The organism is Microbispora sp. ZYX-F-249 (assembly GCF_039649665.1).
GTDB lineage: Bacteria > Actinomycetota > Actinomycetes > Streptosporangiales > Streptosporangiaceae > Microbispora > Microbispora maris.
Genome location: NZ_JBDJAW010000023.1, coordinates 90,281 through 112,867, shown reverse-complemented (window position 1 = coordinate 112,867; position 22,587 = coordinate 90,281). Strand labels below are relative to the sequence as shown.

Below are 22,587 nucleotides of genomic sequence, written 5' to 3'. Positions count from 1 at the left end.
GATTGCCGGGACCGGGCGCCGCCGGCGCGTCAGGCCTCCGGTGAGGCCGCGTCGACGATGGCCTGGAAGAGGCGCCGGGGGTCCTCGGCCAGCCGGTTGCACACGTAGAGCCACCACTCGGTGCCGAAGACGACGTACTCGCGGGTGGGATGCCCCTTCGCCGCCATGGCGTCCAGGCGGTCGCGTCCGAGACCGAGCAGGGTCTCGAACTCCCACGGCACGCCGTCGTGCCCCGTCCCGCCGAGATGACGGTCGATGCGGCCGATGAGCTCCCAGTCGTGGGTGGCGAACGAGCACGGGCGCCCCGAGTCCGCCAGCAGTTCGGCGTAGCGCAGGTAAGCGGCGGCCAGCGCCGGATCCTCCCGCGTGCAGGCCACGCTCTCCGGCTCCAGGAAGGCGCCCTTGACCAGGCGGATCCGGCCGGGCAGGTCCAGCAGCGCCCCCAGGTCCGCCTCCGTCCGGTGCAGCCGCGCCTGGACCGTGATCCCCACGTGGGCGAAGCGCTGACACAGGCGACGGTGCACCGACAGGACGGCGTCGGTGCGTTCGGAGCCCTCCGCCGAGATCATCAGCTCGCGCCCGGCGCCCGCGGTGGCCTCGGCGATGCGGGTGGCGTTGTCGAAGGCGAGATCCTCGCCGACGGCCAGGCCGATGTGCGACAGGTCCAGTGAGATCGAGACTCCCGGAGCGAGCCTCCTGGCGGCGTCGACGAACACGCCGGTCTCGGCCACGGCCCGCCGCGAGTCGCGGCAGCTCTCGCCCATGTACTCGACGCTCGCCCGGTGCCCGCTCGCGATGATCTCCGTCACACGCTCCAGCGCGGCATCGAGGGTCTCCCCGGCCACGAAGCGCCGGGCCGCCCTGCGGGCGAGCGGGCCGAGCAGGGGATCCTCCGGGACCCGCCACTTGAGGTCCTCGTCGAGCGCGAGCCCGCGCAGGATCTGAGCCGCCCTGGCGGACGTCTCTTCGGTGACGGTGAGGATGTCGCTCATGGTTCGCCTGTCTGTCGAAGGAGAGGAAAAGGGGCGGTCGCGGCCCCGCCGCTCCGCGTACGGCCGGTCATCCGGCCTCATGGCACCACCCTGCCAAAGTCGGTCCGGCCCGGAAGAGAGGCAGGAATGCCCATTAGGCTGAAATTCCTGCCATCCTCCCGGAGGAGAAGCCCGATGCTTCGTGATGTGGCCGTACTCGCCCTGGACGGCGGGCACGCCTTCGAGCTGGGAGTGTTCTGCGAGGTCTTCGGGATCGACCGCAGCGACGACGGCCTGCCCGCGTACGACTTCGCGGTCGTCTCCCCCGGGGGGACGAGCGTGCGGACCAGGCACGGCTTCCGGGTCGAGACCCCGCACGGGCTGGAGAGGCTGGCGTCGGCGGACCTCATCGGCGTCCCCGCTTACGACCCGCGCACGCGGCACCCCGAGGAGCTGTTCGACGCGCTCCGCGCCGCGGTACGGCGCGGCGCCCGCGTGCTCAGCATCTGCTCCGGCGCCTTCCTGCTCGGCGAGGCCGGTCTGCTGGACGGCCGCCGCTGCACCACGCACTGGCGGTACGGCGAGGAACTCGCCCGCCGCTTCCCGCGGGCCGAAGTGGAGCTGGACGTCCTGTTCGTCGACGAGGACCCGGTCATCACCGGCGCCGGCACCGCCGCGGGGATCGACACCTGCCTGCACGTGGTGCGCAAGGAGCAGGGCAGCGCCGTCGCCAACGACATCGCCCGGCGCATGGTGGCGCCGCCATACCGGGACGGGGGCCAGACGCAGTACATCAAGCGCGCCGAGCCCGAACGCGGCGCGGGGGCGCTGGCGTCGCTGCTGGTATGGCTCCAGGCCAACCTCCACCGGGAGCTGACGGTGGAGGGCATGGCCCGGCGGGCCCACATGTCACCGCGGACCTTCGCCCGCCGCTTCCAGCGGGAGATCGGCACCACACCGCTCCAGTGGCTCACCGAGCAGCGCATACTGCTGGCCCAGCGGCATCTCGAGAACACCGACGAACCGATCGCCACCATCGCCGAGCGGGCCGGGTTCGGCTCGATCGACACGCTGCGCCACCACTTCGCACGGCGCCTGGGGACCACCCCCCACGCCTACCGGCGCACCTTCCGCGGCAGGTCCGCTGGCACCGGGTGACCGCGAGCACCGTGTGACCGCGAGCACCGTGCGACCACGCGGCCGTCAGCGCCGCAGGCACGCCGCCGCCGCCTGTTCCAGCACCGCCAGCCGCGCTCCCGCCCGGTCCCCGCGCGGCCACAGGACGGCCAGCGTCGTGACGCCGAGCTCGCTTATGCCGATGCGCGAGGTGGCCGCCGCGACTGCCGCGAGCGCGGTGTACGCCTCGTGCCACGGGCCGTCGCCGTTCAGGTTCAGATGGTCGTACAGCCAGCCGCGGCCGAGACCGAGCCGCTCGGCGTGCGACCACTCGTCCCGCATCGCAGGCACGGCGAATCCGGCCACATCACGACGTCGAGCTGCACGATTCACACTCCGGGCATGAAAAAACCCCCGGGCTTGTGGGCCCGGGGGTTTTCAATGTCCTGCGACATCTCGTGGTAGCGGGGACAGGATTTGAACCTGCGACCTCTGGGTTATGAGCCCAGCGAGCTACCGAGCTGCTCCACCCCGCGTCGGCTCTACGAGACTATCCCGGCGACGGGCGGGAGGCAAACCGAAGCCCCGCGCCGGGTGTGGCGCGGGGCTCCGGAGGGCTCAGCCGCTCGGTGCGGGGCTGGGAGTCGCACTCGCCGGTGGACTCCCGCCCGGACTGGCGCCGGCGCTCGGGCTCGCGCTCGCGGCCGGAGACGCCGTCGAGGCGGGCACCGCGCCCTTCACCTTCGCCAGGTCGTCCAGCGCCTTCTTGAGCGAGGTCTGCGCGTCGCCGTACGCCTTCCAGTCCGGCGGGTTCGCCGACAGCGCCTTCTGCGAGTCCTCGTACGCCCGCTGGGCCCGGTCGAGCGCCGACGTGAGCGCCGAGGCGCTGTCCGGCGGCGTGACCTGGCCGGGCGGCTGGTTCGCCGTCTGGTCGGGTTTCTGTTCCGGCGGCGTGGCCACGGTGCCGCCGAACACCTGCTCCAGCGCGTCGCTCAGCGTTGCGCCGAAGCCGACCTTCTCGCCGTACAGCACGAGCACCCGGCGCAGGGTCGGGTACTTGCCCGAGGTCTCCGCGCGCGGCTGGATGTAGACCGGCTCGACGTACAGGAGACCGCCGCCGAACGGCAGCGTGAGCAGGTTGCCGTACAGCACGTCGGTGCCGCCGCCGCGCAGCAGGTTCAGCTCGGTCGACACCGTGGTGTTCGACTCGAACAGGTTCTGCGCCTGTGGCGGACCCTGGATCGCGGTCGTGCTCGGCAGCTGGAGTATCTCCAGTGGCGGGTTCGGCGTGGCGGCCGTCGCGTCGACCGCCATGAACGCCGCCATGTTCTGCCGCTGGTTGGGCACGAACGTGGTCGTGAGCGAGAAGCGCTCGGTGTCGCTGCCCGGCATCTTCATCGTCACGTAGTACGGCGGCTGCTTGCTCTTGCCGGTCGCCGGGTCCTCCGGGACCTTCCAGAAGTCCTGGCCGCTGAAGAACGCGTTGGCGTCGGTGACGTGGTAGGAGGTCAGGATCTCCCGCTGCGCCTTGAACAGGTCGGCCGGGTAGCGCAGGTGGGCGCGCAGCCCCTCGCTGATCTGCGAGGCCGGCTTGACGACCCCGCCGAAGGCCTTCTGCCAGGTCTTCAGCACCGGGTCGGACTCGTCCCAGGCGTAAAGGGTCACCGTGCCGTCGTAGGCGTCCACGGTCGCCTTGACCGAGTTGCGGATGTAGTTGACCTCGTCCCTCGGCACCTGCGGCACGCCGAGCCTGCTGCTCTGGACGTCGGTGGTCAGCGACTCCAGGCTCTTGCGCTCGGCGTAGGGGTAGGAGTCGGAGGTCGTGTACGCGTCCACGATCCACACGATCCGCCCGTCGACCACCGACGGGTACGGGTCGCGGTCCAGCGTGAGGAACGGCGCGACCTGCTGGATGCGCTGCACCGGCTCACGGTTGTACAGGATGCGGGACTCGTCGTTGATGTTCGAGTTCAGCAGCAGGTTGGTCTCGCCGTACTTCACCGCGTAGAGCAGCCGGCGGAAGAAGTTCCCGACGGAGACGCCGCCCTTGCCCTCGTAGGTGTTGTTGACCTGGCCGGTGTTGTTCTGCTGCTCGGCGCCCGCCTGACCCTGCTGGGGGTAGTCCAGCTCGATGGGCCTGGCCGAGCCGGGCCCGCCGACGATCGAGTAGTCGGGCGAGTTCTCACCGAAGTAGATGCGGGGCTCGTAGTCGCCGAGGTCACCGACCGGCGGGATGTCGCGCTCGCTGAACTCCGGCAGGCCGCTGGTGTCCACCTTGTTGCCCGGCGCGGCGACGAAGCCGAAGCCGTGCGTGTAGACGAGGTGGTCGTTGATCCAGTTGCGCTGCCCGTCCGGCGGGCGGCCGATCTCGCGGACCGCCACCACCGTGTCGCGCGGCTTGCCGTCGACGGGGTACCTGTCGATGTCGAGCTGCTCGGGGAACTGGTAGTAGCCGCGGATCTGCTGCTTCTGCTGGAACGTCGGCGACAGCAGGCTGGGGTCGAGCAGGCGCATGCCGGGGATGGCCGACGCCTCGGTCTGCAGCACGGAGGCGTCGGTGTCGGTCTTGGCGCTGTACTCCGTGACCTTCGCCGTGTCGACTCCGTACGCTTTTCGAGTCGCGTCGATGTTGCGCTGGATGTACGCCTGCTCCTTGCTCTGCTGGTTCGGCTTGACCTGGAACTGCTCGACCAGCGAGGGATACACGGTGCCGATCAGGACGGCCGACAGCACGAGCAGTCCGAACGCCACGCCGGGGAACATCCCGCCGGGGCGGATGACGCCGGCGAAGAAGATCAGCGCGCAGATGAGGGAGATGACCGCGAGGATCCCCTTGGCCGGGAGCACCGCGTGCACGTCGGTGTACGACGCGCCGAACGTCTTCCCCCGGTCGGAGAAGACCAGGCCGTACATGTCCAGCCAGTACGCCAGGGCCTTGAGCAGCACGAACACGCCCAGCAGCACCGACAGGTGGGTCCGGGCGGCCCGGGTGGCGTGCACGCCGCCCGGCGAGGAGATCCGGAAGCCGCCGTACAGGTAGTGCACGATCACGGCCGCGACGATCGACAGGATCACGGCCGTGAACAGGAAGTTCAGCAGCAGCCGCAGGAACGGGTAGGTGAACATGAAGAACGACAGGTCCAGCTGGAACTGCGCGTCCTTCTGCCCGAACGGCGTGCGGTTCGCGAACAGCAGCCAGGTCTTCCACTGCCCGGCCGTGGACGACCCGGTGAACAGGGCCAGCACGGCCATGCCGACCCAGAAGACCAGCCGCCGGTGCGGATCGAGTGCGACCCGGTAGCGGTCGGCGCCCTGCGGCGCCCCGAACATGCCCGGGCCGAACATCGGCCGGGTGCGGTGCGCGAGCACCATGTTGCCGCCCACGATGACGATCATCAGGGCGGCGCCCACGGCGAACAGCACCACCTGGGTGAGCAGCATCGTGGAGAACACCGAGGAGAAGCTCACCGAGTCGTACCAGAGGTAGTCGGTGTAGATCCCCGAGAAAAGCAGCAGTAACACGACGATCGCCACGACGGCGATCAGTACGGGTATCAGAAGGCGCGGCCGTCGGGGCAAGCGCACCGCCCGTCCGGCTCCGGGGCTCCGGAAGCTCAACGCTCAACCCCTTGTCTCGGATTGTGTAGGGCCAGGATTGTCAGAGGGCAACGGTCCGTGCTAGGAAACCTACACTGCGAGGGGCGTGGTCGTGGTAACGGATCTGATCGTTATCACGATGCCGCTCACAGCCAAGACCGGCAGGTCACAGGCCATGCGCCCCTCCGCGTACGCTCAGGCGGCCGGGCAGGAGGGGACCTCGCCGGAGCGGTCGCGCAGGGAGTCGATCGCCTTGATCGCGCCGTCCAGCGTCTCGACCCGCACCAGGCGCAGCCCGGAGGGCGCTGCCTTGACGGCGGCCGCGCAGTTGCCCGCGGGCGTGAGGAAGACCGTGGCGCCGGCCCGGCGGGCGCCCACCATCTTCTGCTCGATCCCGCCGATCGGGCCGACGTTGCCGGCCGGGTCGATCGTCCCGGTGCCGGCGATCGACATTCCCCCGGTGAGCGCCCCCGGTGTCAGCTTGTCGTAGATGCCCAGCGAGAACATCAGTCCGGCGCTCGGTCCGCCGACCTCGCCGACGCTGATGTCGACCTTGAAAGGGAACCGATAGCTCGCGCGCATCTGCACGCCGACCCTGGCCTTGCCGTCCTTGCCCGCCACGGTGCCGACCGGCACCTCGGTCGAGGCGTCGCCGCGCCGCACGGTGAACGTCACCGGCTCTCCCGGCTTGTGGCGCTGCACGGACGCCGCGACGGACCCGAGCTCGCCGACCCCGGAGCCGTCCACCGCCGTGATCTCGTCCCCGGGCTTGAGCTTCCCGTCGGCCGGCGTCCCCTTGTCGGTCTGCGCGACCGTGACCACCTTCTCGATGGGGATCTTGAGCGCGTTCAGCGCGGCGGCGGTGGCCGACTGCTGCGAGTCGGTCATCTCCTGGACGTTCTGCTCCTCGACCTGCTCCGCGGAGGTCGACTTCGGGAACAGCGTCTCCTCCGGCACCACGGCGATCGTCGGGTCGAGCCAGCCGCGCAGCGCGGTGATCAGGTCGAGACGGTTGTCCGGCCCGCCCTGGTAGGCCACGGTGACCAGGCTCAGCCTGCCCTGCGTGGGGTAGGTCTCGCGGCCCGAGATCGTGATGACCGGTTTGCCCTTGACGTCCCCGATCGTGTTCTCGGTGGGGCCGGGGCTCAGCACGACGTACGGCACGGGGAGCATGGCGCCGATCACGGCCAACGCGAGCGCGAGGAAACCCGCGACCAGAAGGGTCAGAGCGCGTCGGGACATGGACGAACTCTATGCGTTCCGCGTCGCGCTAATCGCAGGCGCCGACCCACTCGGCGCCCCCGTCGGCGAACACCTGGTGCTTCCAGATGGGCACCTCGCGCTTGAGATCGTCGATCAGCCTGCGGCAGGCCTCGAAGGCCTCGCCCCGATGGGGACAGGCGGCCGCCACGACGACGGCGATCTCCCCCAGCCGCAGGTCGCCCACCCGGTGGACGGCCGCCAGCGCCGTCACCCGGTGGTCGGCCGCCACCTTCTCCGCGACCCTGCGCAGCTGCTCCTCGGCGGACGGGTGCGCCGAATACGACAGGAGCGTCACCGGCCTGCCGCCGTCCTGCTCGCGCACCGTGCCGACGAACACCGCCGTGCCTCCCGCGGCGTGGTCCTCCACCGCGCCCAGCACCTCGTCCACGGACAGCGGGGTGTCGCGAATGCCCAGCAATCGGATGACGTCCACGGTCCGAGGTTAGTGCCTGAGCCCGGTCAGGTGCGGCGCATGCAGATGCGGCGCAGTCAGGTGCGGCGCTTGCGGCGGGCGGCGCGGACGATCGCCGCCGTGCCGATCACCGCGACGGTCGCGCCCGCAGCCGTGATCGTGGCCTCCTTGCCCGACAGGCGGCGGCCGACGACCGCGTGCCTGCCCGCGGACAATTCGAGCAGCTCGCGCAGGACCGCCTCGTTGGTCCAGGCCGCCTTCCAGCCCGCCTCCCGCAGCGCCACGCCGTCGACCACCCAGGGGTAGACGACGTAATGCAGGTCGGTCGCGGCGGTCGGCGTGATGCCGAGCCGGTGCAGCCGCTGCGCGGTGCCGAACGTCACACCCGCCGGCAGTTCGAACCGCTTCAGGCCGGAGATCTCCTCCACCTGCTCCATCTCCAGCCAGCCCTCCGAGCCGACCGCCACGACCCCGCCGACCCTGCCCAGGGCGGCGGCCTCCAGCGCGGAGACCAGGTCGTCGACGTGGCAGAACTGCCAGCGCGGCAGACAGCCCTTCACCACCAGCAGCCGGGGCGCCTCGAAGTGGCGGGTGATGACCGTGTCGACGCCAGGACCGACCAGGGCGGCGGGCCGCAGCACGGTCACCTCCAGGCCCGGATGCGCCCGCAGCGACCGCCGTACCAGCGCCTCGATCTCCAGGTGGTCGCCCACCAGGCCGGTGTCCGGCTCGGCCGCGACCGGGGCGTCCTCGGGCAGGGGCACCGGGTTGTCGGCGGCGGCGCCGTAAACCATCGCGCTCGTCACCAGCACGACCCGCCGCACCCGGGCCGCGGCGCAGGCCGTGAGCACGGTCTGGGCGGCGCGCAGGTTGTAGCGGCGGCGCTCGGCGGGGTCGGTGTCGAGCGACTCGTCAGTGCCGAGATGCACCAGGACGTCCACATCGGAGATCCGGTTCGCCAAGAGCGGATCACGAATGTCGAGGACCCGCCAGGTGACGTCCGGGACGTCGCCGCGTTGTTCGTCGATGGCCACCACACGGCGGAATTCCGCAGACGAGGCCACCTTCGCGAGGAACGCCCGGCCGAGACCGGAGGCGGCGCCGGTGACGGCGACGACGGGGGGACGCAGGCGTTTCGAGGTAGGCACGAGGTCCTCACTTTGCACTGATCCGCCCCACGGCGGATAACGTGGCGGATGTGGACTCCTCCATCCTGCACGAGGTGGCGCGGTGACTGACCTGCCAGGTCGCGAAAACGACCCCAACGACAATCCGTTCGCCATGTTCGGCAGCCCGGAGCAGATCGCCGCGGCCATGCGGCAGTTCGCCGACATGCTGTCCGCCTCCCCGGAGGCCGGGCCCGTCAACTGGGACATGGCGAAGAACATCGCACGGCACGCCGTGGTCGCCGAGGGCGATCCGAGCGTCATGGAGGGCGAGCGACGTCAGATCGTCGAGGCCCTCAACCTGGCCGACCTGTGGCTCAACGAGGTGACCACGCTGCCGAGCGGCGTGAGCGTCCCGCAGGCCTGGAGCCGGTCGGAGTGGATCGAGAAGACGATCCCGGTCTGGAAACAGCTGTGCGATCCCGTCGCCGCCCAGATGGTGGAGACGATGGGCGGCACGCTCGGCGGGGCGGGCCTGCCGCCCGAGGCGCAGGCCATGGCCGGGCCGCTCATGGGCATGCTCAGGCAGATGGGCAGCATGATGGTCGGCCAGCAGATCGGCCAGGCCCTCGGCTCGCTCGCCCGCGAGGTGGTCGGCTCCTCCGACATCGGCCTTCCCCTGTCCGACACCGCCGCCCTGCTGCCCGGAGGCGTCGCCGCCTTCAGCAGCGGCCTGGAGACGCCCTCGGACGAGATCCGGCTCTACCTGGCGCTGCGCGAGGCGGCGCACCACCGGCTCTTCCAGCACGTCCCGTGGCTGCGGGCGCACCTGCTCGGCGCGGTCGAGGAGTACGCCCAGGGCATCACGGTGGACGTGTCCGCCCTGCAGGACAAGCTGCAGGGGCTCGACCTCAGCGACCCGGAGCGGATCCAGGAGGTCCTGGGCGGCGGCGAGCTGCTCAAGCCCGAGGAGACCGAGCGGCAGAAGGTCGCACTCGCCCGCCTGGAGACCGCGCTCGCGCTGGTCGAGGGCTGGGTGGCCACGGTGGTCGACACCGCCGCCGAGGGCAAGCTCCCGTCCGCCGCGGCCCTCGCGGAGACCCTGCGGCGCCGCCGGGCCACCGGTGGCCCGGCCGAGCGGACCTTCGCCACGCTGGTGGGCCTCGAGCTGCGCCCCAGGCGGCTGCGTGAGGCGGCCGCCCTGTGGAAGGCCCTGGGCGACGAGCGCGGAATCGAGGGCCGGGACGCCGTCTGGGGTCACCCCGACCTGATGCCGACGGCGGACGACCTGGACAACCCCGAGTCGTTCGTGAAGGGCGAGGCCGAGTTCGACCTGTCCGCCCTGGACGAGCCCGGCGAGCCCGGGGAGCCCGGGGAGCGGGGCCCGGAGGAGACCGGCAAGTAGGACTCCGCCGGCTGTCGGTAGGCTGCGCCGGTGAGCCTGCACCGTGACGCGCATGCCGTACTGGCCGGATGGGTCGCGCCCACCCCCGAGGAGGAGCGGCTCCGCGCGGAGTTCCTGACGCACCTGCGCGACCACGACGACGCGATGTGGCGGGAGTGCGCTCCCGGCCACCTCACGGCGACGACGGCCGTGCTGTCCCACGACGGCGAACGGGTGCTGCTGACCCTGCACCCCAAGGCCGGGATGTGGCTGCCCATGGGCGGCCACTGCGAGAGGTCCGACACCACGCTCGCGCAGGTCGCCCTGCGCGAGGCCACCGAGGAGTCGGGCATCCCCGGACTGGTCCTGCTGGACGGGCCGCTCGCCCTCGACCGGCACAAGGTCTGGTGCCATCCGCCGCACAGCTGGCATCTCGACGTGGAGTACGGCGCGGTCGCGCCGCCGGGGGCCGAGGCGGTGATCAGCGAGGAGTCCCTCGACCTGCGCTGGTTCCCGGTGGAGGAGATCCCGGAGCTGAGCGACGAGGCCACGCGGCGCCTGGCCCGCCGCGCGCGGTCCCTGTGCCGCGCCTGACTTCCGCACGGTTCGCGCACGTCCGCCTCACACCGCCTCGCACAATCGGTGGCTAGTGTCACCCGCATGACGAAGCTGGACGTGGGCGGCGAGATCGTCTCTCCCCCGCGCCGTGGGCCGCGGGTCTCCCCGCGCCTGGCGTGGGTCGCGGTGGCGCCGTTCGCGGTCTGGGCCGCGGCCCGGCTCACCGGCGCCGATCGCGTCGGGGGCGCCGCCGTCGCGCTGATGACGGGCACGCCGTACGTCGCGGCCGCGTCGCTCGTGGCGGTCCTGGTCGCGCTGGCCGCCCGCCGGCCGGCCGTGATCGCGGTGGCGGCGGCGGCGTCGGTCCTCCTGGCGGCCGTGGTCCTGCCCCGCGCGGCCGGGTCGGCCCCCACCGCCACCGGGCCGACGCTGCGGATCCTCACGGTCAACCTCTTCTTCGGCGCGGGCGACGCCGCGACCGTGGTGGACCTCGTGCGCGAGCTCCGACCGGACGTGCTCACCACCCAGGAACTCACTCCCGAGGCCGTCGGGGCGCTGGACGCGGCGGGCCTGGGGAGGCTCCTGCCGTACCGGCATCTGGAGGACGGGCCCGGCCCCTCGGGCAGCGGGATCTACGCGCGCCACCCCCTGACGGAGGCGCCCGGCTTCACGCCCGAGGGCGGTCACAACATGCCGGCGGCCCGGCTCGCCCTGCCGTCCGGGCCGCCGGTGGAGATCGTCGACGTGCACACGCTCGCGCCGCTGAGCAACGGTGACGTCGCTCAGTGGACCGCCGAGCTGGCGGCGCTCCCGGCCGCCTCCCCCGGCGTCGTACGCGTCCTGGCCGGCGACTTCAACGCGAGCCTCGACCATGCGGACCTGCGCGCGGTGCTCGGGCGGGGATACGCGGACGCGGCCGACGCCACCGGCGACGGCCTGACCGCCACCTGGCCGGCGAACCGGCGGCACCCGCCGTTGATCACGATCGACCACGTGCTGTACGACGAGAGGGCGTCGGCCGTGCGGACCGGGGTCCACCCGGTCCCGGGCAGCGACCACCGGGCGTTGTTCGCCGAGCTCCGCCTGCCGGGACGCCCGTGATTCAGCTCAGCAGGGCCCGGGTGTTGTCCCAGCCTTCGAGGCCGGGGTCGAGACGGGCCACGTCCTGCGGCTTCCTGAGCCGGTGCCAGCCGGGACCCGTGGCCACCATGCGGGGCCCGGGCGCCCGGCGGCGCATCGCCGCGACGGCGTCGGGCTCGTCGAGGTCCGGCGCGGCCCAGCCGGGAACCGGCAGCCGCGCCGCCACGGCGACCGCGCCGCCGCCCTCCGCCGGGCAGACCGCGAGGTGCGCCCGGCCGAGTTCGCGGAAGAGCTTCCCGATCAGCAGGGGCGGCATGTCGGGGGCGTCGGCGCTGGCGACCACCGCCTCCTCCCCCGGTGGAAGGGCCGCGAACGCCTCGGCGGGAGAGGCGATCGGCAGGACGGGCGTGCCCGGCCAGGCGATGTCCTCGAGGCCCGGCACTCCGGCCGACAGGATCACCGGCCGCACCAGTTCGAGCCCGGCGACCATCTCGTAGGTGTCCTCGGCGATCGCCGTCAGGAACGCGGCCGCGTCGACGCCGGGCGGAGCCGCGTCCGCCATGCCCGGCGTGACGAGCACCGCGGCGATCCGGGTCAACACTCCTCCGGGGCGCCGTTGGCCGCCATCGAGAAGCCTTCCAGGAAACCCCTCGCGCGTTCCGCGCGGGGATAGCGCTCGACGAGGGCCCAGAACCGCGGCCCGTGGCTCGGCACGAGCAGGTGGACGAGCTCGTGGATGATGACGTAGTCGACGACCCAGGCCGGCATGCCCCGCAGCCGGGCCGACAGCCTGATCGTGCCGTGGTCGGGCGTGCACGAACCCCATCTGTGGAGCTGGTTCTCCACCCACCGCACGCTGGCCGGCACGGCCTTGCCGTCGAGATAGCGCGCGGAGAGCTCCATCGCCCGTTCGAGCAGGTCGTCGTCGCTCGGGCGTCTTCGCTGCTCCTTCGCCGCAAGGCGGTCGAGCATGCGGCGTACCCATTGCTCCTCGTCGGTCGTGCTCAGACCGGCCGGAAGCAGCACGATGGTTTTGTCTCCATCGCGGTACGCGGAAACGGTTCGCCGCCGTCGTGCGCTCCGACGAACCTCGACTGTCTCGGGGGGCACATATGAAAGGTAGCCGACACGCGCCGAATTCCACAGGGGGTGATACACGTTCTCCCTGGTCAATCGGGCGAACGTGACCTTGCGGGCGTGAAAACTACGGGGTTGCGGATATTCACCAACCACGAACACCCCGGTAATTATCCACAGCCCCACCGGTTCCGGCGCCCGGCCCGCCCGGCGTATGGCATGGTCTGGCGACTATGAGACCTCGCCTGAAGCCCGTCCTGCGCCGGGTCGAACGGGACGGCCGCACGCTGCAGTTCGGCGTCCATCCGCTGCGGGCCGTCGTGCTGACCGGTGTCGAGCCGCCCGTGCGCCGCCTGATCGACGGCCTGGACGGCACCCGCACCCTCCGCCAGGCGGTGGCCGGAAGCGGCCTCGACGAGGCCGCCGCCCGGGAGGTGGTCGCCCGGCTCGCCGCGCACGGCCTGATCGAGGACGCCGCGGTCCGTCCGGAGCCCCTGGCGGACCTGCCTCTGGCCGACCGGGACCGCCTCCGTCCCGATCTGGACAGGCTGTCGCTGACCGCCACCGACGGCGGCATGAGCGCCCTGTCGGCACGCCGGGCGGCGCGGGTCCGCGTGTACGGCGCGGGCCGGGTCGGCGCCCGGGTCGTCAGCCTGCTCGCCGCCGCCGGGGTGGGTCACATCTGCGTGGTCGATCCCGGCACGGCCACCGCGGGGGACGTGGTCCCCGGCGGAATCGGCCGCGCGGAGACGGGGATGACCCGCGAGGAGGCCGCCGTGCTCGCGGCCCGGCGGATCTCCCCCGCCGTCAACGCCTGGCCCGGCCGGGCCGCCTCCCGCCTGTCCGACGGCGGCGTGCGCCCGGATCTGGTGATCCTCGCGCCCGCCGCCCCGCTCGACGCCACCCTGGTCCACGAGATCGTCACGGAGGGTGTGGCGCACCTGCTCGTCTGCGCGTTCGAGGGCCACGGCTCGGTGGGACCCTTCGTCGTCCCCGGGCTCACCCCCTGCCTGCGCTGCCTCGATCTGACCCGCCGCGACCGGGACCCGTCCTGGCCGCTCGTGGGCGCCCGGCTCGGGGGGTATCCGGCGGGCGAGATCGCCTGCGACGTCGTGCTGTCCTGTCTCGTGGCCGCGCAGGCGGCCGGGCAGGCCCTGGCCTATCTCGACGAGGGACGCGTGCCCGAGGGCCTGCTGGAGGTGTCGCCCGGATGGCGCTGGCGGCATCGCCGCCTGGACGCCCACGACCGGTGCGACTGCCTGCCCGGCGGCGTGTCCGGCCGCACCGCGTGACGGCGGACGGCTGTGTGAGGAAGAACACACTTGACGCAATCCCCGGCTCTCGTTGACGTCGCCGCCCGTCACGTGGGGATCAGAACAGTAAATTGTGGTCGAAAGCCCCCGCCATCGCTAAGAATGGTCGAGTGAGTGACCTTCCCCACCGTGCCGTGACCCGCTCGGCCAAGCTCGCCACGCTCCCCCTCGGGTTCGCCGGCCGCACCGCGCTCGGACTGGGCAGACGGCTCGGTGGCGCCTCCGCGGAGATCGTCACCCAGGAGATCCAGCGGCGTACGGCCGACCAGATCTTCAAGGTGCTCGGCGAGCTCAAGGGCGGGGCCATGAAGCTCGGGCAGGCCTTGTCGATCTTCGAGGCCGCGCTGCCGCCCGAGATCGCCGGGCCCTACCGGGCGACGCTGACGCGCCTGCAGGACGCCGCGCCGCCGCTTCCCGCCGCCACCGTCCACCGGGTCCTGACCGAGCAGCTGGGCGAGGACTGGCGGGAGAACTTCCTGGAGTTCGACGACCGGCCGAGCGCCGCGGCGTCCATCGGGCAGGTGCACCGCGCCGTGTGGCACGACGGCCGCCCGGTCGCCGTGAAGATCCAGTATCCGGGGGCGGGCAAGGCCCTGATCTCCGACTTCAACCAGCTCGCGCGGCTCGGCAAGCTCTTCGGCGCCATGTTGCCGGGCCTGGACATCAAGCCGGTCCTGGCCGAGCTGAAGGAGCGGGTCGCCGAGGAGCTCGACTACCTCAAGGAGGCCGAGGCCCAGCACGCGTTCGCCGAGGAGTTCCGCGACGACCCGGACTTCCACGTGCCCGCCGTGATCGCGGCCAACGAGCAGGTCCTGGTCACCGAGTGGATGACGGGCACCCCGCTGTCCAAGATCATCACCGATGGCACGCAGGAGGAGCGCAACCACGCGGGCCTGCTGTTCGTCCGCTTCCTGTTCTGCTCGCCGGCCCGGGTCGGAATGCTGCACGCCGACCCCCACCCCGGCAACTTCCGGCTGATGGAGGACGGGCGGCTCGGCGTGCTGGACTTCGGCGCGGTCAACCGCATGCCGGGCGGCTACCCCGTCGTGTTCGGCAGGCTCACCCGCATCTTCAACCAGGGCGACATGGACACGGTCGTGCGGGGGCTGCGCGACGAGGGGTTCATCCGCCCGCACATCGAGGTCGACCCCGACGCCCTGCGGGCCTTCCTCGCGCCGTACGTCGAGCCGACCCGGGTCGAGGAGTTCGCCTTTAGCAGGGAGTGGCTGCGGGAGCAGGCGGCGACCGTGGCCGACCTGCGGCCGAACAACGTGGTCCGCCAGCTCAACCTGCCCGCGTCGTACGTGCTGATCCACCGCGTGCACGCGGCGGGCGTCGGCGTGCTGTGCCAGCTCGGCGCCACCGCCCGCTTCCGCGACGAGGTCGTGCGCTGGGTGCCCGGCTTCGGCGACGAGGCGGGCGAGTCGGAGGACAGCGCGCTCACCCTGACCTGAGCGTCATCTGCCGGCGCCGCCCCGGCTCTCCACCGCCTTCAGGGTCTGGTTGATCACACAGCGGTTGATGCCCTTCCTGCAGTTGCCGTTGAGCGTGTTGGTGAAGACGCTGACGCTCGACACCTGCTGGACGCCGGCGAAGGTGACGGCGCTGTTGGCCGCGGGCGCGTTCACGTTGCGCCGGCCCGTCGATATCTGCTTGACCGGACTCTTGATGGAGGGCGCGTTCGAGGTGTCGGTTCCGCCGCTGATCTGGGTCGCTCCTCCGCCATGGCCGTCGCCGTCGCCGTGGCCGTCGGTGTGACGGGCCCGGAGCGCTCCCGGCATCGGCGCTGGCGCGGCCTCCGCTCCCGGCGCGGCCGCCCCCCACAGTGCGATCACGAAGCCGATCACGAGCGCGGTGGCGGCCGGCCGTCGCGCGCCCACCACGTGATCAAGCGCACCAGGCGTCCGCTCGCCCATCCAAGTCCCACCCACCGCTCGCGCGTCGCTCGGCCTGCCCCGTACGGCCGTGCGGCCCGGGGCGCTCCGGCTCATACCCCGCGGTCGCGGTGGTCTCTCGCGGTGGGCGATCTTCTGTGCGTCCGGTGATCGCTTCTTTACCTCGGGGTCGCGGCCAGGCGTCCGGCGGTCCGTGCCGCGCCGGTGACTCCCGCACGGGGAGGAAGCCGGTGACTCCCGCACGGGGAGGAAGGCAGTGCCACCCGCGACACGACGATGGGCGGTCCCGTCGGGGACCGCCCATCTCAACGAGCTGCGGACGAATCGGTGCGGTGGACGCTATCGCGTCACATGCGCGCCAGCGCGGAGCTCAGCCGCCGGGACGCGCGCTCGGCCTGCCGACGTGCCCTCTGCACGCTCCTGATCCGGCCGGCCAGCCGCTCCTGCGCCGCCTCCTCGTGCAGGGTCCGTATTCGCTCGTGCGCCAGTTCTTGATTCAGATACAGGGCGGTGATCGGGGAGATGCTCATCTGGATCGGTTCCTTCCGGAAAAATCGCTGGAATTGCTGGTCAGGCGGCGACGGGAGACTTGCGCGGGCGTCCACGGGGACGCTTGCGGGGTACGACGACCCCCCTCAGGATGAGCTCCCCGCCCCAGACGCCCCACGGCTCCTCGCGCTCCAGCGCGCGGGCCAGGCAGGCCTTCTGGATCGGGCAGCCGCCGCAGAGCGCCTTGGCGAACTCCACGTCCTCGGGGGACTCGGCGAACCACAGGTCGGGGTCGGTACGACAGGGGATTTCGGCTTCGATCAGGTCCATGACCGGGGCCGCCATCTGCGTCACCTCTTCGAATGTTCTGGTCTGGGTGTCCTCGTTGTGGGGTGTGGATTCGTGGCCGACAAACAAGAAGGCCGCGGATCCTGGTGCGGATCCGCGGCCCGGAGGTGGAGACCGGTCAGGGTATGACTGGTCCTCTCCAGGCGTCGTGCGGACCCTGCGCACCGCCGCGAGCGGCGGCGCGGATCTGCTCATCGCTCATCGGCCGGTTCACATAGACCGGCTGGTGGGCGAGCTTGCCGTGGCTGGCCGGGCGGGCGAACGCGCCGAAGGCGGCCGAGCCCGCGACTCCGGTGATCAGAGCCTGGGCAGGGGCGGCCTCGCCACGCCGCAGTTTCGTCGGCATGACAATGGCGGCCGGGCATGCGGAGGCGAGCCACAGCGTGCGGGACGTCGTAATGTTCCTCACGGGACTCACCTCCATTTCAGTGCGATCGCCGGACCGAAGCGTCCGGCTGACTTGTCCAAGACCCTAAACCGCCGCGGCAGGGCGGGCAACCTATTTTCTACCTGCGATTTTCACGACTTCGTGACATCGGTGTGGAGCGCGGGCGACACCCGCACCAAGCATTCCTGAACCACGGAGACGGCCAGGTCTCCGGCGGCGGTGAACATCTGCCCGCGGGCGAGCCCGCGCGCCGCCCCGGACCAGGGCGACTCCTGGGCGTAGAGCAGCCAGTCGTCGGCCCGGAAGGGCCGGTGGAACCACATGGCGTGGTCCAGCGACGCGCCGGACACCGCCGAGGACCCCCAGGCGAGGCCGTGGGCCAGCAGCACGGTGTCCACCAGCGTGAAGTCGCTGGCGTAGGCCGCGAGCACGACGTGCAGCAGCGGATCGTCGGGCAGGTCGGCGTCGTACCGGAACCAGACGTTGTTCTCGGCGGTGACCAGGGCGGGGTCGTGGGCGGCCTCCCACGTCAGCGCGTTCACGTACCGCGCGTCGACCGGGCGCGGCCTGGCCAGCAGCTCGCGCCAGCCCGGCTCGTCGCCCACGATGTCGAGCATCCGCTCCTGGAACGTCGGCAGGGTCTCGGGAGCCGGCACCTCCGGCATCCGGGCGGCCTGATGGCTCACGCCCGGCTCCTCGATGTGGAACGACGCGGACATCGAGAAGATCGCCTTGCCGTGCTGGATGGCCGTGATGCGCCGGGTGGTGAACGACCGCCCGTCGCGCACCCGCTCCACGTTGTACACGATCGGGACGGCCGGGTCCCCCGGCCGGATGAAGTAGGCGTGCAGCGAGTGGACCATCCGGTCGGACGGCACCGTACGGCCGGCCGCCACGAGGGCCTGCGCCGCCACCTGGCCGCCGAAGACCCGCTGGATGCGCTCTTCCGGGCTGCGCCCCCGGAAGATGTCGAGCTCGATCTGTTCGAGATCGAGCAGGTCCAGCAGCTCCTTCAGGGCCGAGTTCACGGGAGCCTCCAGCACGCGCGGATATTACTCGTCAGTAACACTATCGGGAACACTGTCGGCGCCGCGGCAGAGCTCGAGGACCGCGTCGCCGTACCGCTCAAGTTTGACGCGTCCGATTCCGGCGATCGAGAGCAGGTCCTCCTCCGAGGTGGGCACCCGTTCGGCGATGGCCTGGAGGGTGACGTCCGTGAAGACGACGTACGCGGGGACCTTCTGCTCCTTGGCCGCCGCGGTGCGCCATGCCTTGAGCCGTTCGAGCAGGGCCTCGTCGTAGTCCGCCGGGCAGGTCGCGCAGCGGCCCAGCTTCTGCTCGGCCGCGGCGGCGAGGGTCCGGCCGCAGATCCGGCAGTGCAGCGGCGCCGCCGACCGCTTCGCCCGTCCGCCCGCGCCTGCCGGCCGCTCGGCCCTGGCCGGGCCCGTCGTACGGGGGGACAGCCCGTCGAGGAAGCGCGACGGCCTGCGGGCGCGGCGGCCCCCCGGCGAGCGGGCGAGCGCCCACGACAGGTGCAGGTGCTCGCGGGCCCGGGTGATCCCGACGTACAGCAGCCGCCGCTCCTCCTCGACCTGGTCCGGCGTCTCCGCGTAGACGATCGGGACCATGCCGTCGGTGAGGCCGACGAGGAAGACGGCGTCCCACTCCAGGCCCTTGGCGGCGTGCAGCGAGGCGAGCGTCACGCCCTCGACCGGCGGCGCGTGCTGCTCCATCGCCCGGCGCTCCAGCTCGCCGACGAAGCGGGGAAGGTCGGCGCCCTCGGCCGCCATGTCCTCGGCCAGGTCGGCGAGCGCCTTGAGCGACTCCCACTTCTCCCTGGCCTTGCCGCCCCCGGGCGGCTCGGCGGTCAGCCCGATCCCCGACAGGATCGCGTGCACGGCGGGCGCGAGCGGCTCCTCGCCCGCCGACCTGGCCGCCCCGCGCAGCAGCACCACGGCCTGGCGCACCTCGGGCCGCTCGAAGAACCGCTCCGCCCCGCGCAGCAGGTACGGCACGCCGGCGTCGGTGAAGGCCTGCTCGTACGCCTCGGACTGGGCGTTGACCCGGAACAGCACGGCGATCTCGCGGGTGGGCACGCCGTCCGCCATCAGCTTCTTGACCGTGAGCGCGACGCCCAGCGCCTCGGCCTGCTCGTCGTCGTACTCGGTGAAGACCGGCTCGGGTCCGTCCGGCCGCTGGGCGACCAGTTCCAGCCGGTGGGGCGAGCGCGTCATGACGCGGTTGGCCAGCGTGACCACCTGCGGGGTCGAGCGGTAGTCGCGCACCAGCCTGATCACGGCCGCCGACGGGTGCTCGACGGCGAAGTTGGTCAGATAGTGGGGCGTCGCGCCGGTGAACGAGTAGATGGTCTGGTTGGGGTCGCCCACCACGCACACGTCGTCACGCCCGCCGAGCCAGGTGTCGAGCAGCAGCTTCTGCAGCGGGTTGACGTCCTGGAACTCGTCGACCACGAAATAGCGGTACTGCTGGCGGATCTGCGCCGCGACCTCGCGGTGCTCGGTCATGACGGCCGCCGTGAGCTCGAGGATCGTCTCGAAGTCGATGAGGTTGCGCTGGCGGCGCAGGCTCTCGTATCCCTCGTACAGCCGCGCCACCTCCTCGGGCGCGATCGGCGGGGTGCGACGGGCCTTCACGGCGGCGGCCGGGTAGTCCTCGGGGCCGACCTGGGTGACCTTCGCCCACTCGATCTCGCTCGCGACGTCGCGCAGCTCGCCGCGGTCGGGGTTCCTGCGCAGCCGCCGGGCCGCCTCCACGAGCAGCGGCAGCTTCGACTCGACCACCTGCGGCGGGTCGCCGCCGACCACCCTGGGCCAGAAGTAGCTGAGCTGGCGCAGGGCCGCGGCGTGGAAGGTGCGGGCCTGGACGCCGGGCGCCCCGAGTCCGCGCAGCCGCTGCTTCAGCTCGGCCGCCGCGCGGGTGGTGAAGGTCACGGCGAGCACGCCCTGCGGCTCGACGACCCCGGTCTGCACGGCGTACGCGATGCGATGCGTGATGGCGCGGGTCTTGCCGGTCCCCGCCCCGGCGAGCACGCACACCGGTCCGCGCACCGCCTGGGCGACCTCACGCTGTTCGGGATCCAGACCCTCGAGGACGTCCAAGGAGCGGCTCCTGACATGCGTTGCGGACGTTGTTACTGGCATCATCCTTCCAGCAGCCGACCGAGCGTGTCCCGGCGACCGGTCGGCGCACGACGCTACATCGGGGAGGAACACGCCGTGGCCACCGCGGTCCGAACTGCTTTAGGCATGGGCGCCGCCGCCCTCGCCACCCTCATGCTCACCCCGCCCGCCGCCCGGGCGGCCTCGGCGGGCGATCCCGTCCGCCGCCCCTCCGCTTCCCCCGCTCCGTCCCCCACGACCTCCGCGAGCCCGTCGCCCTCGCCGTCCCCGTCGGCCTCCTCCTCGTCGCGGGCCACACCGCCGGCCACACCGACGGCCTCGCCGTCCGGCCCGAGGGTCCGCACCTACGCGTACGGCTCGCACGCGCGCCAGATCATGGACGTGTGGTGGCACACCGCCGGTCCGCGGCGCCCGATCGTGTTCGTGATCCACGGTGGCTGGTGGTCCGGCGGCGACAAGAAGTACATGACCTCGATCACCCGCAGCTACTCCGATCTCGGCTACACCGTCGTCAACCTCGACTACCGCCTGTCGGGCGACGCGGCCTGGCCGGCCCAGCGCACCGACGTCATGTCCGCCGTCAACGCCGTGCGCAGGCACGCGGCGATGTTCAACGCCGATCCCAGCCGCTACGTGCTGCTCGGCTTCTCCGCCGGCGGCCACCTCGCCACCGCCGTCGGCGCGTACGGCGACGGCCGGCCGGGCCTGCGCGGGGTCGTCGGGATCTCCCCGCCCGTCTCGCCGCTGTCGGCGTTCGCGGACGGCAGCGCGTTCGGCAGCAAGGAGCAGCAGAAGCTGCGCAAGGCGGCCATCAAGCTGGCCGGCGGCTGCCTGCCCGCCAAGTGCCCGCGCGTCTGGTCGAGCATGGAGGTGCCGTTCCACGCCTCGGCCGGCGACCCGCCCATGCTCACCATCCACTCGTCGGAGGAGTTCGTCCCGCCGTACCAGAGCGAGATGCTCAAGGAGTCGCTGCAGACCGTCGGGGTTCCGATGGTCGTCAAGACGATGGCGGGCACCCAGCACAGCGCGCCGCTGTACCGGGAGCCGGGGGTCGCCGAGACCGTCCAGGCGTGGATCGTCGCCAGGCTGGGGCGCGTCGCGCCGCCCGCCGCGTCGCCCGCCGCGTCGCCCGCCGTGTCCCCGCCTCAGCGGTAGGCGGGAACACCCGGCGCGCCGGCGATGTTGCCATGACTGCTCTCGGCAACACCGATGCGTACGGAAGGGACGACAGATGGCGCTGACGGTTTACACCACGAGCTGGTGCGGGCCCTGCAAGCGGCTCAAGGGCCAGCTCACGCGGGAGGGCATCCCCTTCAGCGAGGTCGACATCGAGCGTCACCCCGACGCCGCCGAGTTCGTCGCCAGCGTGAACAACGGCAACCAGGTCGTTCCCACCGTGGTCGCGGACTGCCACACCATGACCAACCCCTCGGTCGCCGAGGTGAAACGGCACCTCGCAGGCACCTGCTGAGATCGCCGGCGCCGCTGGGATCACCAGCCGGTGTCGGGGATCGGCGCGCCGTACCAGGTCTCGATCAGCCGCCGGGCGATCGAGACCTGGCCGGGCAGGACCAGCTCGCCCGAGCGCACCTGGATCTCCAGCTCCTCCCGGGACAGCCAGCGGGCCTCGGCGATCTCCTCCCGGTCGGGGCGCAGGTCGGTGGTGACGGCGCGGGCGAAGAAGCCCAGCATCAGGCTGCGCGGGAACGGCCAGGGCTGGCTGCCGAGGTAACGCGGCGCGGTGACGGCGACGCCCACCTCCTCCAGGACCTCGCGGACCACGGCGTGCTCCAGCGACTCCCCCGGCTCGACGAACCCGGCGAGCACCGACATCCGGCCTTGCGGCCATTGCGGGCCGCGCGCCAGCAGGATCCGGCCCTCGTCGTCGTGCACCAGCATGATCACCGCGGGGTCGACGCGCGGGAAGTGCTGACTGCCGTCCCGCGGGCACACCCGCATGTGGCCCGACGCGGTGACGTCCGTACGGCTGCCGCACCGCGGGCAGTACTCGTGGCTCGCGTGCCACGCCTCCAGGGCCACCGCGTAGACGAGCAGCCCCGCGTCGCGGTCGTCGAGCAGCACCGCGGCCTCCCTGAGGCCCGCGGCGTCGCCGGTGCTCTGGATGGGCTCGGGTAGGGGGGCGTTGACCGCGAAGTAGGCCACGCCGTCCTCGTCCACGCCCAGCAGGTAACGCGTGCCCTCCGGCGCCTCGGCCGGCGAGGTGAGCATCAGGGCCGCCCCGTCGCTGAAGCGGCGCACCAGCGTGCGGCCGTCGTGGATGAGGAAGACTCTCGTCTTGTCCGCCTCCCACGCGTTCCGCAGCCATTCCTCGTCGCCACGCAGGGCCGCCGAGCGGTCGATGGCGCTCCTCGCCAGGAGCAGGGGGCCGAGCAGTCCGTCCGCGATTTCCACGCCGTCATCCTTCCACCGGCGCCGCCCCGGCAATCTCC

The 22,587-nt window shown here is 72.0% G+C and carries 23 protein-coding genes and 1 tRNA gene; 8 read left to right on the top strand and 16 right to left on the bottom strand.

The features are described 5' to 3' along the window. Positions 1-29 precede the first annotated feature (29 nt). Complete coding sequence (locus AAH991_RS25535; protein WP_346228437.1) at positions 30-992, bottom strand: proline dehydrogenase family protein; 963 nt, start codon at positions 990-992, stop codon at positions 30-32. 174 nt (positions 993-1,166) lie between these two features. Between AAH991_RS25535 and AAH991_RS25530 the strand changes: the two genes are divergently transcribed. Beyond that, positions 1,167-2,129, top strand: a complete 963-nt coding sequence (locus tag AAH991_RS25530) for a GlxA family transcriptional regulator (protein WP_346228436.1) — start codon at positions 1,167-1,169, stop codon at positions 2,127-2,129. A gap of 45 nt (positions 2,130-2,174) precedes the next feature. Here AAH991_RS25530 and AAH991_RS25525 read toward each other — a convergent pair whose 3' ends face one another. The 6 genes from AAH991_RS25525 to AAH991_RS25500 form a co-directional block, all read right to left on the bottom strand. Continuing rightward, positions 2,175-2,438, bottom strand: coding sequence for an LLM class flavin-dependent oxidoreductase (locus AAH991_RS25525; protein ID WP_346228435.1), 264 nt, complete (start codon positions 2,436-2,438; stop codon positions 2,175-2,177). A 108-nt stretch (positions 2,439-2,546) separates the two neighbouring features. Continuing rightward, a tRNA-Met gene (locus AAH991_RS25520) sits at positions 2,547-2,623 on the bottom strand. Positions 2,624-2,705: 82 nt separating this feature from the next. Then, positions 2,706-5,672, bottom strand: coding sequence for a UPF0182 family membrane protein (locus AAH991_RS25515; RefSeq protein ID WP_346228434.1), 2,967 nt, complete (start codon positions 5,670-5,672; stop codon positions 2,706-2,708). Positions 5,673-5,879: 207 nt separating this feature from the next. After that, a complete protein-coding gene (locus AAH991_RS25510; protein WP_346228433.1) occupies positions 5,880-6,926 on the bottom strand; it encodes a YlbL family protein in 1,047 nt (348 codons plus the stop codon). 28 nt (positions 6,927-6,954) lie between these two features. Beyond that, on the bottom strand, positions 6,955-7,380 hold the full coding sequence (locus AAH991_RS25505) for a molybdenum cofactor biosynthesis protein MoaE (protein WP_346228432.1): 426 nt from the start codon (positions 7,378-7,380) through the stop codon (positions 6,955-6,957). A gap of 56 nt (positions 7,381-7,436) precedes the next feature. Next, positions 7,437-8,507 (bottom strand): NAD-dependent epimerase/dehydratase family protein, encoded by a 1,071-nt coding sequence (locus tag AAH991_RS25500; RefSeq protein ID WP_346228431.1) that lies wholly within the window; start codon positions 8,505-8,507, stop codon positions 7,437-7,439. A gap of 82 nt (positions 8,508-8,589) precedes the next feature. Here AAH991_RS25500 and AAH991_RS25495 point away from each other — a divergent pair, with 82 nt between their 5' ends. The 3 genes from AAH991_RS25495 (at position 8,590) to AAH991_RS25485 (ending at position 11,508) form a co-directional block, all read left to right on the top strand. Beyond that, a complete protein-coding gene (locus tag AAH991_RS25495) occupies positions 8,590-9,870 on the top strand; it encodes a zinc-dependent metalloprotease (RefSeq protein ID WP_428834026.1) in 1,281 nt (426 codons plus the stop codon). 30 nt (positions 9,871-9,900) lie between these two features. Continuing rightward, positions 9,901-10,443, top strand: a complete 543-nt coding sequence (locus AAH991_RS25490) for an NUDIX hydrolase (protein WP_346228430.1) — start codon at positions 9,901-9,903, stop codon at positions 10,441-10,443. 66 nt (positions 10,444-10,509) lie between these two features. Continuing rightward, complete coding sequence (locus AAH991_RS25485; RefSeq protein WP_346228429.1) at positions 10,510-11,508, top strand: endonuclease/exonuclease/phosphatase family protein; 999 nt, start codon at positions 10,510-10,512, stop codon at positions 11,506-11,508. Position 11,509: 1 nt separating this feature from the next. Here the strand turns inward: AAH991_RS25485 and AAH991_RS25480 are convergent, their stop codons facing one another. Beyond that, entirely contained in the window at positions 11,510-12,085 is a 576-nt protein-coding gene (locus AAH991_RS25480) for a glycosyltransferase family protein (protein ID WP_346228428.1), read from the bottom strand. After that, positions 12,082-12,597 carry a M48 metallopeptidase family protein gene (locus AAH991_RS25475; RefSeq protein WP_346228427.1) on the bottom strand — a complete coding sequence of 172 codons (516 nt, stop codon included), beginning with the start codon at positions 12,595-12,597 and terminating at the stop codon, positions 12,082-12,084. The genes AAH991_RS25480 and AAH991_RS25475 overlap by 4 nt, the downstream gene beginning before the upstream one ends. A 200-nt stretch (positions 12,598-12,797) precedes the next feature. Here AAH991_RS25475 and AAH991_RS25470 point away from each other — a divergent pair, with 200 nt between their 5' ends. Both AAH991_RS25470 and AAH991_RS25465 read left to right on the top strand, forming a co-directional pair. Beyond that, positions 12,798-13,856, top strand: coding sequence for a ThiF family adenylyltransferase (locus AAH991_RS25470; RefSeq protein ID WP_346228426.1), 1,059 nt, complete (start codon positions 12,798-12,800; stop codon positions 13,854-13,856). A gap of 131 nt (positions 13,857-13,987) precedes the next feature. Next, entirely contained in the window at positions 13,988-15,331 is a 1,344-nt protein-coding gene (locus AAH991_RS25465) for an ABC1 kinase family protein (protein WP_346228425.1), read from the top strand. Positions 15,332-15,334: 3 nt separating this feature from the next. Here AAH991_RS25465 and AAH991_RS25460 read toward each other — a convergent pair whose 3' ends face one another. The 6 genes from AAH991_RS25460 to AAH991_RS25435 all read right to left on the bottom strand — a co-directional run bounded on the left by AAH991_RS25460 (position 15,335) and on the right by AAH991_RS25435 (position 20,116). Next, on the bottom strand, positions 15,335-15,760 hold the full coding sequence (locus AAH991_RS25460) for a hypothetical protein (protein ID WP_346228424.1): 426 nt from the start codon (positions 15,758-15,760) through the stop codon (positions 15,335-15,337). Positions 15,761-16,119: 359 nt separating this feature from the next. Then, complete coding sequence (locus AAH991_RS25455; protein WP_346228423.1) at positions 16,120-16,302, bottom strand: hypothetical protein; 183 nt, start codon at positions 16,300-16,302, stop codon at positions 16,120-16,122. 40 nt (positions 16,303-16,342) lie between these two features. Beyond that, positions 16,343-16,606, bottom strand: a complete 264-nt coding sequence (locus AAH991_RS25450) for a WhiB family transcriptional regulator (RefSeq protein WP_079315495.1) — start codon at positions 16,604-16,606, stop codon at positions 16,343-16,345. Between the two features lie 121 nt (positions 16,607-16,727). Then, a complete protein-coding gene (locus tag AAH991_RS25445; protein ID WP_346228422.1) occupies positions 16,728-17,018 on the bottom strand; it encodes a hypothetical protein in 291 nt (96 codons plus the stop codon). A gap of 110 nt (positions 17,019-17,128) precedes the next feature. After that, a complete protein-coding gene (locus AAH991_RS25440; protein WP_346228457.1) occupies positions 17,129-18,025 on the bottom strand; it encodes an acyl-CoA thioesterase in 897 nt (298 codons plus the stop codon). A 24-nt stretch (positions 18,026-18,049) separates the two neighbouring features. Further along, positions 18,050-20,116 (bottom strand): ATP-dependent DNA helicase UvrD2, encoded by a 2,067-nt coding sequence (locus AAH991_RS25435; RefSeq protein ID WP_346228421.1) that lies wholly within the window; start codon positions 20,114-20,116, stop codon positions 18,050-18,052. A gap of 147 nt (positions 20,117-20,263) precedes the next feature. On the opposite strand from AAH991_RS25435, the gene AAH991_RS25430 reads away from it, so the two are divergent. Next, a complete protein-coding gene (locus tag AAH991_RS25430; RefSeq protein WP_346228420.1) occupies positions 20,264-21,292 on the top strand; it encodes an alpha/beta hydrolase in 1,029 nt (342 codons plus the stop codon). Positions 21,293-21,368: 76 nt separating this feature from the next. After that, positions 21,369-21,608 carry a mycoredoxin gene (locus AAH991_RS25425; protein WP_169948803.1) on the top strand — a complete coding sequence of 80 codons (240 nt, stop codon included), beginning with the start codon at positions 21,369-21,371 and terminating at the stop codon, positions 21,606-21,608. Positions 21,609-21,628: 20 nt separating this feature from the next. Here the strand turns inward: AAH991_RS25425 and nudC are convergent, their stop codons facing one another. Beyond that, on the bottom strand, positions 21,629-22,543 hold the full coding sequence (gene nudC / locus AAH991_RS25420; protein ID WP_428834027.1) for an NAD(+) diphosphatase: 915 nt from the start codon (positions 22,541-22,543) through the stop codon (positions 21,629-21,631). Positions 22,544-22,587 lie beyond the last annotated feature (44 nt).